This is a genomic window from Cupriavidus sp. H18C1 (genome assembly GCF_049311595.1).
GTDB lineage: Bacteria > Pseudomonadota > Gammaproteobacteria > Burkholderiales > Burkholderiaceae > Cupriavidus > Cupriavidus cauae.
In genome coordinates, this window is record NZ_CP186008.1 from 3,054,619 (window position 1) to 3,066,981 (window position 12,363).

The following is a 12,363-nucleotide window of genomic DNA, read 5'->3' on the forward strand; positions in this document are numbered from 1 at the left end:
GGCCGCTCATCGGTGCAGCCATCGGTGCAGCCATGGGTGCCGACCATCGGTGCCGCCGTCCGGCCGCGATCGTCCGTACCGATTACTCCGATTCTTCCGATCCCTCCCGATTCCCGATCCTCACGCAGTCCGATGACAAGCTCCAGCCCCGCCGCCTCCGTACCCGCTCCCGCCTCCGCCACGCCCGCCGTCAAGTCGGTCAAGAGCGAAAACAATCTAGTGTGGCTCGACATGGAGATGACCGGGCTGTCGCCCGAGAACGACCGCATCATCGAGGTCGCGGTGGTGGTCACCGACTCCGAGCTGCATATCCTGGCCGAGGGCCCGGTGCTGGTGATCCATCAGGACGACGCCGTGCTCGACGCGATGGACAACTGGAACAAGGGCACCCATGGCCGCTCGGGCCTGATCGACAAGGTCAAGGCCTCGACGCTGACCGAGGCCCAGGCCGAGGCCGAGCTGCTCGCCTTCCTCAAGCGCTGGGTACCCGCAGGCAAGTCGCCGATGTGCGGCAATTCGATCTGCCAGGACCGCCGCTTCATGGCGCGCTACATGCCCAAGCTCGAGGCCTTCTTCCACTATCGCAACCTCGACGTGTCGACGCTGAAGGAGCTGTGCAAGCGCTGGGAGCCGGCGATCCACAAGGGCTTCATCAAGCGGCAGCTGCATACGGCGCTGGCCGACATCCTCGAGTCGATCGAGGAGCTGCGCTACTACCGCACGCACTTCATTCGCAGCAGCCAGCAGGCGGAGCAGGGCGCGGCGGACGCGGGCGGCACGGCCGCCTCCACCGGCGGCGCCTGATCCTGCCCTGTTCGTCGTCCCCTGCATGCGGGGGACCCGGCGACCTGCCCCGAGCCGCGGGTCCCCGCCTGCGCGGGGACGGCGGATGATGCCGCCGCCGGTTCATCCCGCTCTCGATCGCCCGCACTCCTTCCACCCACACCCATCCCGCCATGCTTGAGCGCATCGTCTCGATCATCACGCCGGTCATCCTGATCATCCTGGTTGGCTGGCTGTACGGGCGCAAGGCCCATCCCGACATGGCGGGCATCAATCGCGCCACGCTGGACGTGATCGCGCCGCTGCTGGTGGTGTCGGCCTTCGTCAGCAAGGAGTTCGTGCTGGCCGACCAGCTGGCGCTGCTGGCCTGCGCGGTCGGCGTGGTGCTCGGCTCGGGCCTGTTGGCGCTGGGCGCGGCGCGGCTGATGGGCGCGGACCCGCGCACCTTCGTGCCGCCGATGATGTTCAACAACTCCGGGAACATGGGGCTGCCGCTGTCGGTGTTCGCCTTCGGGCCGGCCGGCCTGGCCCCCGCGGTGGCGCTGTTCGCGGCGTCCAACCTGATGCATTTCACGCTCGGGCTGAAGATCGTCAACCGCCATGCCTCGCTGGCGCAGATCTCGCGCAACCCGATGGTGCTGGCGACCATCGCGGGCGTGGGCCTGTCGTTGATGCGGCCGTGGTTTGCGCTGCCCGATCCGGTCTACCAGTCGATCAAGCTGCTGGGTGACGCCACCGTGCCGCTGATGCTGTTCGCGCTGGGCGTGCGGATGAAGGACGTCAATCTGCGCAACTGGGGCATGGGGCTGGCCGGCGCGGTGATCTGCCCGCTGACCGGCATCGCCTGCGCGCTGGCGCTGGCGGCGGTGGTGCCCCTGACCGAGCTGCAGCGCGGACTGCTGTTCGTCTTTGCCGCGCTGCCGCCGGCGGTGCTGAACTTCCTGGTGGCCGATCATTTCCGGCAGGAGCCGGACCAGGTGGCCTCGATCGTGCTGCTGGGCAATATCGCGGCGGTGGTGTTCGTGCCGGTGGGGTTGTATCTGGGACTGCGGTAGAGGGCGTTGGCCTGCAGGCCCTCTGCGCCAACCCCGCTGTCGCAAGCGGGGGAGGAAGGAGCGGGTAGCAAGCGCCCTTGGTGTTCCCCCTCCCACGCGCGACAGAGGCGCGGGGGAGAGGGGCCCGGCGCTCGCTTACCTGGACGGACGGATCGCGTGCTTGGGCCGCCAGGCCTTGACCACGGCCTCGTCGGTCTCGATGTAGGGCCCGCCGATCAGGTCGATGCAGTACGGCACCGCGGCGAAGATGCCTTGCACCAGCGGCTTGCCGTCGTCGCCGCGCAGCCCTTCGAGGGTCTCGCGGATCGCGCGCGGCTGGCCCGGCAGATTGATGATCAGCGCCGCATGGCTCGGCGTCTCGCGGATCACCGCCACCTGGCGCGACAGGATCGCGGTCGGCACGAAATGCAGGCTGACCTGGCGCATCTGTTCGCCGAAGCCCGGCATCTCCTTGGTGGCGACCGCCAGCGTGGCTTCGGGCGTCACGTCGCGGCGCGCCGGGCCGGTGCCGCCGGTGGTCAGCACCAGGTCGCAGCCGGCCACGTCGACCAGCTCGATCAGCGTGCGCGAGATCTGCGTCTGCTCGTCGGGGATCAGCCGTTCGACCCCCTGCCACGGCGAGGTCAGCGTGCGGCCGAACCAGTCGCGCAGCGCGGGGATGCCTTCGTCCTGATAGGTGCCCGCGGAGGCGCGGTCCGAGATCGACACGAAGCCGACCAGCAGCTCGTCGGGATGGCGGCGGGCGATCGGTTGGGTGATCGGCTGGCTGCTCGCTTGGCTGAGGGTTTGGGTGGGGTCGCTCATGCTGGCTCCTGGTCCTGTCCGGGTGAGGGCGCGGCCGCTGCCGCGCCGGGCTGCTCGCGTGCCTCGAGCGCGCTCTTGATGGCCTGGAACAGCTCGCGGAAGTGCCGCGGCGGCTTGGACAGCTGCTGCTCCTTGCGCGCGTTGCGGATCAGGCTGCGCAGTGCCTGCACGTCGACGGCCGGATGCTCGGCGAGGAAGCGCGTCAGCGCCTCGTCGTCCTTGAGCAGCAGCTCGCGCCAGCGCTCGATCAGATGCAGGCGTGCGGTCTCGGCCTTGCTGGTGCCCTTGAAGCCGTCCAGCGCGCGCCGGATCGCGTCGATCTCGTCGTCGTTCAGGCCGCGCATCACCTTGCCGACATACTGCATCTGGCGGCGCTTGCCTTCGTGGCTGGTGATGCGGCGCGCCTCGCGGATCGCGTCCTCGAGCACCTCGGGCATCGGCACGCGCGCCAGCCGGTCCTTGGGCAGCGCCTCGAGCTCGCTGCCCAGGTCCTGCAGCGCATGCATGTCGCGCTTGCGCTGCGATTTGCTCTTGGGCGAGTCGTCGTCGGGCTCGGGGGGCGAAGGCGCCGGGAAAGCCGGCGCCGGGGGAGTGGCGGGGATGTCGCGTCATGGGCGGCATTTTATCTTGCTATGATTCCCGTTTGGGTTTCGTTTGCCTCCCTGGCTTCCGGCCCGACGCCGGAATCGCCCCTCCCACGCCCGACCTACGCCAGACTAACGCATGTCCGATCTCATGACCGACCAGAACGTCCACTTCACCTACACCCAGGCGCAACTGAGCGAAATGGCAGCCGATGTGCTGCGCGTCGCCCGCGAACTGGGCGCCACCGATGCCGCCACCGAGATTTCCGAGGGCAGCGGCCTGTCGGTCTCGGTGCGCAAGGGCGAGGTCGAGACGATCGAGCAGAACCGCGACAAGGTGGTCGGCGTGACCGTGATGATCGGCAAGCGGCGCGGCAATGCCAGCACCTCGGACTTCTCGCCGGCCGCGCTGCGCGCCACCGCCGAGGCCGCCTACAACATCGCGCGCTTTACCGCCGAGGACGACTGCGCGGGGCTGGCCGAAGAGGAACTGCTCGAACGCGATCCGCTCGACCTGGATCTGTTCCACCCGTGGGCCATCGACGCCGAGCAGGCCATCGAGATCGCGCGCCGCGCCGAGGCCGCCGCCTTCGCGGTGTCGCCGCGCATCCGCAACAGCGATGGCGCCAGCGTGTCGGCGCAGCATTCGCAGTTCGTGCTGGCCACCACGCGCGGCTTCGTCGGCGGCTATCCGTATTCGCGCCATTTCGTCTCGTGCGCGCCGATCGCCGGCAGCGGCAGCGGCATGCAGCGCGACGACTGGTATTCGTCCAAGCGCGCGCCCGAAGCGCTGGCCGAGCCCGAAGCGATCGGCCGCTACGCCGCCGAACGCGCGCTGGCGCGGCTGCATGCGCGCAAGCTGTCGACGCGCCGCTGCCCGGTGCTGTTCGAGGCCCCGCTGGCGGCGGGGCTGCTGGGCGCCTTCGTGCAGGCGGTATCGGGCGGTGCGCTCTATCGCAAGTCGACCTTCCTGTACGACACGCTGGGCAAGGCGGTATTCGCGCCGCACATCGACATCCATGAGCGTCCCCACGTCCCGGGCGCGATGGGCAGCGCGCCGTTCGACGAAGAGGGCGTCAAGACGCGCGCGCGCGACGTGGTGCGCGACGGCGTGGTGGAAGGCTATTTCCTGTCGACCTATTCGGCGCGCAAGCTCGGCATGCAGACCACCGGCAATGCCGGCGGCTCGCACAACCTGGCGCTGACCAGCAAGCTGACGCAGCCGGGCGACGATTTTCCGGCGATGCTGCGCAAGCTGGGCACCGGCCTGCTGGTGACGGAGCTGATGGGGCAGGGCGTCAACTACGTGACCGGCGACTATTCGCGCGGCGCGTCGGGCTACTGGGTCGAGAACGGCGTGATCCAGTATCCGGTCGAGGAAATTACGATCGCCGGCAACATGGCGGAGATGTTCCGCCAGATCGTCGCGATCGGCGCCGACACGCTGGTGCGCGGCACCAAGGAGACCGGCTCGATCCTGATCGAGCAGATGACGATCGCGGGGAATTGAGCGGAACGCTCGCTTAAGCGAAGCCGGCGGTGTTCTCCCCTCTCCCGCAGGCGGGAGAGGGCGTACCGTTATCGCCAGTGCGCTCGCTTCAGCGCTGGCCGATTCTGACTGCTGCTTACTCCGGCGCCCGTTCGTACGTCACGAACGCATAGTCGAAGCCGTTCGACTCGGAATGATGCCGCTCGCGTTCGGTGGCGATCCAGCGCTGCGGATCGATCTCGGGGAAGTGGGCGTCGCCCTCGATATCGGCGTCGATCTCGGTGACGATCAGCCGGTCGGCGCTTGGCAGCGCCTCGGCATAGAGCTGCGCGCCGCCGATCAGGAAGACCTGTTCGACGCCGACGCACAGGCGCAGCGCATCCTCGAGCGAGGACGCGGTTTCCGCGCCATCCAGCCGCAGACCGGCATTGCGGCTCACCACGATATTGCGGCGGCCCGGCAGCGGCCGGCCGATCGATTCCCAGGTCTTGCGGCCCATGATCACCGGCGCGCCCATCGTGGTGCGCTTGAAGTGCGCGAGGTCCTCGGGCAGCCGCCACGGCAGCGTGTTGTCGCGGCCGATCACGCCGTTGCGCGCGCGCGCGACGATCAACGTCAGCAGCGTCATACCGCGACCGGGGCCTTGATGGCCGGATGCGATTCGTAGCCGACCAGCGCGAAGTCCTCGTAGCGGTAGTCGAAGATCGAATCGGGCTTGCGCAGGATCTGCAGCTTCGGCAGCGCCATCGGCTCGCGCGCGAGCTGCGTGCGCACCTGCTCCTCGTGGTTGCTGTAGATGTGGCAGTCGCCGCCGGTCCAGACGAAATCGCCGACTTCGAGGCCGGTCTGCTGCGCGATCATGTGCGTCAGCAGCGCATAGCTGGCGATGTTGAACGGCACGCCGAGGAAGATGTCGGCGCTGCGCTGGTACAGCTGGCACGACAGGCGGCCGTCGGCCACGTAGAACTGGAAGAACGCGTGGCAGGGCGGCAGCTTCATGCGCGGGATGTCGCCGACGTTCCAGGCCGACACGATCAGCCGGCGCGAATCCGGATTGCCGCGGATCTGTTCGATCAGCTGGGCGATCTGGTCGATATGCTCGCCGTTGGGCGCGGGCCACGAACGCCATTGGTAGCCGTAGATCGGGCCGAGCTCGCCGTTCTCGTCGGCCCATTCGTCCCAGATCGTGACGCCGTTTTCCTGCAGCCAGCGCACATTGGTCGAGCCCTGCAGAAACCACAGCAGCTCATAGATGATCGACTTCAGATGCAGCTTCTTGGTGGTGACCACCGGGAAGCCTTCGCGCAGGTCGAAGCGCATCTGATAGCCGAACACCGAGCGCGTGCCGGTGCCGGTGCGGTCCGCCTTGACGGTGCCATGCTCGTACACATGGCGCATGAAGTCGAGATACTGTTTCATCGGCGTCGGAAAGGAAAAAGGGCCGCAGCGCGGCGGCATGCGGGCCAGGCCGTCATTCTAGCCGATGCGCCTCGAACGGGCGCCGGCATGAAAAAAGGGGCGGCCCCTGTGGAGCCGCCCCTTGATCCGATCTCGTCATTCCCGCGCGGGCGGGAAGCGAGCGTGCTGCTTACTGGCTTTCGACCGCCGGCGCGCGGCGCTTCTGCACCAGATAGCCGGCGCCAAGCACGCCGCCGATGATCACGGCATACAGCAGCCATGCCAGCGCCGGGTTGGCGGCGAAGAACGGCTTGACCAGCGGTTCGCCCAGGATCATCTTGGCCGCGGTGAAGGCCAGCACGCCGGCGCCCAGGTAGATGATGACCGGGTAGCGCGACATCAGCTTGAGCACCAGGCGCGAGCCCCAGACCACGATCGGGATGCTGATCAGCAGGCCCAGCACCACCAGCAGGAAGCTGCCGTGCGCGGCGCCGGCCACGGCCAGCACGTTGTCGACGCCCATCACGGCGTCGGCGATGATGATGGTCTTCATCGCGCCGGCCAGCGTGGTCGCCGGGGCGCCGTGCTCGTCCTCGCCGTTCTCGTCGGACAGCAGCTTGTAGGCGATCCACACCAGCGCGAGGCCGCCAACCAGCATCAGGCCAGGGATCTTCAGCAGCCAGACCACGCCGATGGTCATGGCCGAACGCACCACGACGGCACCGATGGTGCCCCAGACGATGGCCTTCTTTTGCAGATGCGGCGGCAGGTTACGCGCCGCCAGCGCGATCACGATGGCATTGTCGCCAGCGAGCACCAGGTCGATAACGACGATCGACAGCAGTGCCGTCAGAAACTGCATCGTGAACAGATCGGTAAGCCACTCCATGAACTCTCCTGTTGGATACGTGAAATACGGATTCGCCTGGAGTCATGCAGCCGCGGACGGGAGCCTCTGCAAACCATGAATCCAGGTTGCAAAGGTCTTGCTCGACCGACCGGCGATCTCGCCGGTACGGTCAGCACAACCGGAGGCCGCAATGGGGACGCGGCGCTCGTAATGACGATTGTGCTAAGGGCGGGCTGCCCTGGAGCTACTCCCCTTTGAAGGGGCTTGGCCGTGGTCGGCCTTGCTTGGGCACGGATTATAAACGAGGTCCATGGCGATTGTCGCCTTTGCGGCAAATGGCGTTTACCCTCGCGGCGGGCCATGGCACGGGGCCGCGGCGGCCGTTGCGTGGGGCGTCGGCGGCGGTCAGGCGCGGGCCGCTACGCGGCGTGTCGGAGGCAGGCGGGCAGGCAAAGGGGCTCGATAGCGCCTATTCTTAGCGGATCGGCAGTGGCCGATGCGCCGCCGGACAGCGATGGGGGGCGCGTCCTCTGCCCGCACCGGCCGTTTCCCGCGGCGGTGTGACCGGGGTTCGGGGTTGTGCAGTACCCAGTGACATCCAGCCACATCAACCGACCAGAAGGAAGAACTTTATGCCGGCTGACCCCATCGGTATGCCATCGCGCCACGTCCGCCAGGACAACGGATCCGGATCGCGCGCCACCGCTTCATCGTCCCCGTCTTCATCGTCTTCTTCATCTTCGCCGTCTTCGCCGTCTTCGTCGTCTTCGTCCTCCCCATCGTCCAACGGGTCCGCCGCCGCCTCGTCCCTCGCCAGGGCCCGCTCGCGTTTCGGCGATCCGCTCGCCTTCGTGCAGCAGTACCGCCACGACGACGAGGCCGAGCGCGCCGACCTGATCGACGGCCTGCTGGCGCCGCACGCCAGCGTCCAGCCCAAGCATTTCTACGACGTGCTGGGCTCGCGGCTGTTCGAGGCGATCACCGCCTTGCCCGAGTACTACCCGACCCGCACCGAGGCCGAGATCTTCGCCGCGCATGCCACCGCGATCGGCGCGCGCTGCGGCAGCGGCGGCGTGCTGATCGACCTGGGCGCCGGCAATTGCCAGAAGGCCGCGCGGATGTTCGGCGTGCTGCGCCCCGCCCAGTACGTCGCGCTCGATATCTCGGTCGAATTCCTGCGCGACACGCTGGCCGGGCTGCAACGGCAGCATCCGCAGATCCCGATGATGGGACTGGGTGCGGACCTGTGCGCGCCGCTCGCGCTGCCGGCGCCGATCCGGCAGGGCCGGCGGCTGTTCTTCTACCCGGGCTCCAGCATCGGCAACTTCGCCCCCGATGCCGCGCTGGCGCTGCTGCAGCGGCTGCGCGCGGCGGCGCGCCAGGGCGACGGCGTGCTGATCGGCGTCGACCTGCTCAAGGACGAGGCGCAACTGGTATCGGCCTACGACGATGCGCTGGGCGTGACCGCGGCGTTCAACCGCAACGTGCTGCGCAACGTCAATCGCGCGATCGACGCCAACTTCGCGCTGGCCGACTGGCGCCATGTCGCCAGCTTCGATCGGCAGGGCTCGCGTATCCAGATGCATCTGCAGGCGGTGCGCGACGTCGAGGTGCACTGGACCGGCGGCGGCCGTGCCTTCCATGCCGGCGAGCGCATCCATACCGAGGACTCGCACAAGTACCGCGTCGAGGGCTTCGCCGCGCTGCTCGAGGAAGCGGGCTTTGCCGATCCGGTCTGCTGGACCGACGCGCGGCAATGGTTCGCGGTGTTCCACGCGCGGGTGCCGGCCTGACGGGCCTGACGGGCCTGACGGACCTGAAGGACCTGAAGGACCTGAAGGACCTGAAGGACCTGATGGGCCTGATGGGCCTGATGGGCTTGACGACCTTGATGGGCTTGCCGGACCGGAGGCGCCCGAAGGTCAAGCGAAGCTGCGGCCCAAAGGCGCGCCAGGGGAAGGGAAAAGCCGCGGTGTCATAATGTCCGCTGACATGCCGCCCGCGCTGCGAGCGGTTTTTCCAGCGGCGTTTGACGAGGCGGGCAATCCGATGAGCGGCTTCACCATGCTTCCCGATCTGTATTTCACCGGCGGCCGGCACGACTGGAGCGACGCGCGGCGCCTGCCGCGCGAGGGGCTGGCGCAGGCGCTGGTCGACAGCCGCAACCGCACGCTGGCCTGGCTGTCCGCCTTCGGCGCGGCCCGCCGCGGCTGGATCGTGCCGCGCCAGTACGATGCCGATCCCCCGCTATGGACGCTGGGCCATCTCGCCTGGCATGCCGAATGGTGGTGCCTGCGCGACGTGCAATGGCAGGAGCGCGCCGGCGTGCTGCTGCCGGTGCCGGCCGTGCCGGCGCTGCTCGACGGTGCCGACGAATGGTTCGATCCCGAGCGCATCGGCCCCGATGCGCGCTGGGAAGCCGCCTTGCCCGACGTCGCCGCGCTGAAGCACTACGCGGCCTCGGTGCTCGACGCGGTGCTGCGCCGGATCGCGCTGCTGCCCGACGATGGCGACGACACGCTGTATCCCTTCCGCCGGGCCCTGCAGCACGAGGACGCGCAGATCGAACGTATCGCGGCGCTGCTGCAGGCGCTGGCGATGGCCCCCGACGATCCCGCGCTGACCCGCCCGCCCGTCAGCGTGCCCGACGCCGGCACGCTGCAGTTTCCCGGCGGCCGTTTCACGCAGGGCTGGAGCGAGCCGGACGGCTTCGCGATGCCGGACGAACTGCCCGCGCAGCCGACCTATGTGCCGGCCTTCGAGATCGACGCCGCGCCGGTCACCAACGCGCAATACCTGGAGTTCGTCGACGACGGCGGCTACGAACGGCCCAACTGGTGGTCGCCCGCCGGCCGCCAGTGGCTGATGACGCAGGAGCGTTCGGCGCCGCGCTACTGGGAGCGCCATGCGCAGACGCGCGCCTGGATGGCGCAGCGCTTCGACACGCTGCGCACGCTCAATCCCGACGAGGCGGTGCGCCACGTGACGCTGTACGAGGCACAGGCCTGGTGCGCCTGGGCCGGCCGGCGCCTGCCGGACGAGGCCGAGTGGGAGATGGCCGCGGTGCAGAGCCGCGGCGGCTTCCGCTGGGGCACGGTGCGCGAATGGACCGCGACGCCGTATGAGCCGTATGCCGGCTTCGCCGACGTGCCCTCGCACCCGGGGCCCGGCGACAGCGAGATGCAGGCGCAGTTCGGCCTGTACCAGGCCGTGCGCGGCGCCTGCTTCGTCGGTCCCACGCGGCTGCGCCATGCGCGCGCACGGCTGGCGCTGGCGCCCGAGGAAGACGCGGCCTTCGTGGGGTTTCGTACCTGCGCGCTGTGAGCGCTTTGAGCACGCTGGACGCTCCGGGTGCATAACGCCCGGAAGAACCGGCGACGAAGCGGCGAAGCACCGGCGACGCGCATCGTCCCGCCATGAAAAAGCCCCGCCGAAGCGGGGCTTTTTCGTTGCCGGACTTGCCGTCCCCCTTGCGCGGGAGCGGCATCGCCGTCAGTGGCTCAGTGGCCCAGTGGCTCAGTGGATCACCAGGCGGGTGAACGGGTCCACATAGGCCTGCAGCGTGACGAACAGGCCCACCAGGATCGCCAGCACGACCGAGTGGAAGAACACGTAGCGCAGGATGTCGCCCTCGTGGCCGTACCACTTGGTCGCGGTCGAGGCCACCACGATCGACTGCGCGTCGATCATCTTGCCCATCACGCCGCCCGAGCTGTTGGCCGAGGCCATCAGCACCGGCGACAGGCCGAGCTGCTCCGCGGTGGTCTTCTGCAGCCCGCCGAACAGCACGTTCGAGGCGGTGTCCGAACCGGTCAGCGCGACCCCCAGCCAGCCCAGCATGGTGCCGAACAGCGGGTAGAACACGCCGGTGTGGGCAAAGGCCAGGCCCAGCGTCGCGTCAAGGCCCGAATAGCGGGTCAGGTAGCCGACGCCGAACATCGCGCAGATGGTCAGCAGCGAGTAGCGCACCAGCTTGATGGTGTTCCAGTACTCGCGCAGCAGGCGCGGCACCGAATAGCCCATCAGCAGCCCGCCCACCACGGCGGCGACCAGGATGCCGGTGCCGGCCATCGACAGCACGTTGAAGTTGAACACCGCGGCCTCGGCGACCTGCTGCGGCACCACCGGCGGCACCTTCAGCACGGCCTTGTCCAGGCCCGGGATCGCGTACTTCCACGACCAGATCGCGTCGAACGCCTTCTTGATCTGCGGCACGCCCCAGATGAAGACGAACACGGTCAGGATGACCCAGGGCATCCACGCCTTCGAGGTCGAGATGCCGGCGGCCGCGGCGTTGGCGCGCGCCTCGGCGGCGACCGCTTCGGGATCGTCGACCTTCGATTCGTCGTGGCGGCCCAGGATCTTGGTGGTGGTCCAGATCTTCTTCGGCTTCCAGACCTTCAGGAACAGCGCGAGCGAGCCCATCGACACCAGCGCCGCGATCACGTCCACCAGCCACGGGCCGTGGTAGTTCGACACCAGGAACTGCGGGATCGCGAAGCTGACGCCGGCAACCAGGATGGCGGGCCACACTTCCAGCATGCCGCGGAAGCCGGCAAAGGCCCAGATCAGCCAGAACGGCACCAGCACCGAGAACAGCGGCAGCTGGCGGCCGATCATCGCCGACAGGTCGAGCAGGTCAAGGCCGGTCACCGCCGACAGCGCGATGATCGGCGAGCCCAGCGCGCCGTAGGCGACCGGCGCGGTATTGGCGATCAGCGCCAGGCCAGAGGCGGCCAGCGGCGAGAAGCCCAGGCCGATCAGGATGGCACCGGTCACCGCCACCGGCGTGCCGAAACCGGCCGCGCCCTCGAAGAAGGCGCCGAAGCTGAACGCCACCAGCAGCAGCTGCAGGCGCCTGTCCTCGGTGATGCCGGCGATCGAGCCCTGCAGCACCTTGAACGAGCCGTTCAGCGTGGTCAGCCGGTGCAAGAAGATGATGTTCAGCACGATCCAGCCGATCGGGAACAGGCCGGAAGCGATGCCCAGGCCGGCGGCCTTGCCGGCCATCGCGGCGGGCATGCCGAAGATCGCCGAGGCGACCACGATGCCGACCACCAGCGCCAGGCCGGCGGCCAGGTGGGCCTGCAAATGAAAGAACGCCAGCGCGCCCAACAGCACCGCGACCGGCACGCCCGCGGCGAGCGTGGACAGGGCCATGCTGCCGAGCGGGTCGTAGACTTGACTCCACACGATTGAATCCTCCTCAGTGATGGGCCGGCGAGCCATCCTTCTGCGGGCGATCCTCGCCGGTTTGCCTGCGCACGACAGGGACGCGCAGGGGTGACCCAAGCTTCGCGCACGAGCAAGCGAAGGATTTTAAGGACGGCTATCGGTCACCCGCGATACATCGCGTCACGATGGGCGTGAACCGGATTCAGGAATCAGGGTTTGCCCGGG

At 68.5% G+C, this 12,363-nt stretch carries 13 protein-coding genes; 6 read left to right on the top strand and 7 right to left on the bottom strand.

The window, feature by feature from the left end; all coding sequences use genetic code 11:
• The first annotated feature begins 132 nt into the window (after positions 1-132).
• Together orn and OJJOAM_RS14125 are read left to right on the top strand one after the other, a co-directional pair.
• The gene (gene orn, locus OJJOAM_RS14120) at positions 133-804 is read left to right on the top strand and encodes an oligoribonuclease (RefSeq protein WP_422648315.1); all 672 of its coding nucleotides are present in this window, start codon (positions 133-135) and stop codon (positions 802-804) included.
• A 152-nt stretch (positions 805-956) separates the two neighbouring features.
• Positions 957-1,838 (top strand): AEC family transporter, encoded by an 882-nt coding sequence (locus OJJOAM_RS14125; RefSeq protein ID WP_422648316.1) that lies wholly within the window; start codon positions 957-959, stop codon positions 1,836-1,838.
• A 135-nt stretch (positions 1,839-1,973) separates the two neighbouring features.
• Here OJJOAM_RS14125 and mog read toward each other — a convergent pair whose 3' ends face one another.
• Both mog and yjgA read right to left on the bottom strand, forming a co-directional pair.
• Positions 1,974-2,642: a molybdopterin adenylyltransferase gene (gene mog, locus OJJOAM_RS14130; RefSeq protein ID WP_422648317.1), complete on the bottom strand. Its 669-nt coding sequence runs from the start codon at positions 2,640-2,642 to the stop codon at positions 1,974-1,976.
• Entirely contained in the window at positions 2,639-3,148 is a 510-nt protein-coding gene (gene yjgA, locus OJJOAM_RS14135; RefSeq protein ID WP_422648318.1) for a ribosome biogenesis factor YjgA, read from the bottom strand. The genes mog and yjgA overlap by 4 nt, the downstream gene beginning before the upstream one ends.
• Before the next feature lie 217 nt (positions 3,149-3,365).
• Here yjgA and pmbA point away from each other — a divergent pair, with 217 nt between their 5' ends.
• On the top strand, positions 3,366-4,736 hold the full coding sequence (gene pmbA, locus OJJOAM_RS14140; RefSeq protein WP_226107489.1) for a metalloprotease PmbA: 1,371 nt from the start codon (positions 3,366-3,368) through the stop codon (positions 4,734-4,736).
• Between the two features lie 115 nt (positions 4,737-4,851).
• On the opposite strand, the gene OJJOAM_RS14145 is transcribed toward pmbA, so the two are convergent.
• The 4 genes from OJJOAM_RS14145 to OJJOAM_RS14160 form a co-directional block, all read right to left on the bottom strand.
• Entirely contained in the window at positions 4,852-5,343 is a 492-nt protein-coding gene (locus OJJOAM_RS14145) for a dihydrofolate reductase (RefSeq protein WP_422648319.1), read from the bottom strand.
• Positions 5,340-6,134: a thymidylate synthase gene (locus OJJOAM_RS14150; RefSeq protein ID WP_226107491.1), complete on the bottom strand. Its 795-nt coding sequence runs from the start codon at positions 6,132-6,134 to the stop codon at positions 5,340-5,342. Before OJJOAM_RS14150 ends, OJJOAM_RS14145 begins: the two co-directional genes overlap by 4 nt.
• A gap of 169 nt (positions 6,135-6,303) precedes the next feature.
• A complete protein-coding gene (locus OJJOAM_RS14155) occupies positions 6,304-7,002 on the bottom strand; it encodes a TerC family protein (protein ID WP_149316973.1) in 699 nt (232 codons plus the stop codon).
• Between the two features lie 568 nt (positions 7,003-7,570).
• The gene (locus tag OJJOAM_RS14160; RefSeq protein ID WP_422648320.1) at positions 7,571-7,750 is read right to left on the bottom strand and encodes a hypothetical protein; all 180 of its coding nucleotides are present in this window, start codon (positions 7,748-7,750) and stop codon (positions 7,571-7,573) included.
• Positions 7,751-7,814: 64 nt separating this feature from the next.
• Between OJJOAM_RS14160 and egtD the strand changes: the two genes are divergently transcribed.
• From egtD to OJJOAM_RS14175, 3 genes are all read left to right on the top strand, one after another.
• The gene (gene egtD, locus OJJOAM_RS14165; protein WP_422648321.1) at positions 7,815-8,756 is read left to right on the top strand and encodes an L-histidine N(alpha)-methyltransferase; all 942 of its coding nucleotides are present in this window, start codon (positions 7,815-7,817) and stop codon (positions 8,754-8,756) included.
• Complete coding sequence (locus OJJOAM_RS14170) at positions 8,720-8,944, top strand: hypothetical protein (RefSeq protein ID WP_422648322.1); 225 nt, start codon at positions 8,720-8,722, stop codon at positions 8,942-8,944. Before egtD ends, OJJOAM_RS14170 begins: the two co-directional genes overlap by 37 nt.
• A gap of 68 nt (positions 8,945-9,012) precedes the next feature.
• Positions 9,013-10,287, top strand: a complete 1,275-nt coding sequence (locus tag OJJOAM_RS14175) for an SUMF1/EgtB/PvdO family nonheme iron enzyme (RefSeq protein WP_422648323.1) — start codon at positions 9,013-9,015, stop codon at positions 10,285-10,287.
• A 192-nt stretch (positions 10,288-10,479) separates the two neighbouring features.
• Here OJJOAM_RS14175 and OJJOAM_RS14180 read toward each other — a convergent pair whose 3' ends face one another.
• Positions 10,480-12,156 carry an L-lactate permease gene (locus OJJOAM_RS14180; protein WP_422648324.1) on the bottom strand — a complete coding sequence of 559 codons (1,677 nt, stop codon included), beginning with the start codon at positions 12,154-12,156 and terminating at the stop codon, positions 10,480-10,482.
• Positions 12,157-12,363: the final 207 nt, after the last annotated feature.

Coding starts and splice junctions, on each gene's coding strand:
- orn (WP_422648315.1), top strand. CDS start 133: ATGACAAGCTCCAGCCCCGCCGCCTCCGTACCCGCTCCCGCCTCCGCC.
- OJJOAM_RS14125 (WP_422648316.1), top strand. CDS start 957: ATGCTTGAGCGCATCGTCTCGATCATCACGCCGGTCATCCTGATCATC.
- mog (WP_422648317.1), bottom strand. CDS start 2,642: ATGAGCGACCCCACCCAAACCCTCAGCCAAGCGAGCAGCCAGCCGATC.
- yjgA (WP_422648318.1), bottom strand. CDS start 3,148: ATGCATGCGCTGCAGGACCTGGGCAGCGAGCTCGAGGCGCTGCCCAAG.
- pmbA (WP_226107489.1), top strand. CDS start 3,366: ATGTCCGATCTCATGACCGACCAGAACGTCCACTTCACCTACACCCAG.
- OJJOAM_RS14145 (WP_422648319.1), bottom strand. CDS start 5,343: ATGACGCTGCTGACGTTGATCGTCGCGCGCGCGCGCAACGGCGTGATC.
- OJJOAM_RS14150 (WP_226107491.1), bottom strand. CDS start 6,134: ATGAAACAGTATCTCGACTTCATGCGCCATGTGTACGAGCATGGCACC.
- OJJOAM_RS14155 (WP_149316973.1), bottom strand. CDS start 7,002: ATGGAGTGGCTTACCGATCTGTTCACGATGCAGTTTCTGACGGCACTG.
- OJJOAM_RS14170 (WP_422648322.1), top strand. CDS start 8,720: ATGGTTCGCGGTGTTCCACGCGCGGGTGCCGGCCTGACGGGCCTGACG.
- OJJOAM_RS14175 (WP_422648323.1), top strand. CDS start 9,013: ATGAGCGGCTTCACCATGCTTCCCGATCTGTATTTCACCGGCGGCCGG.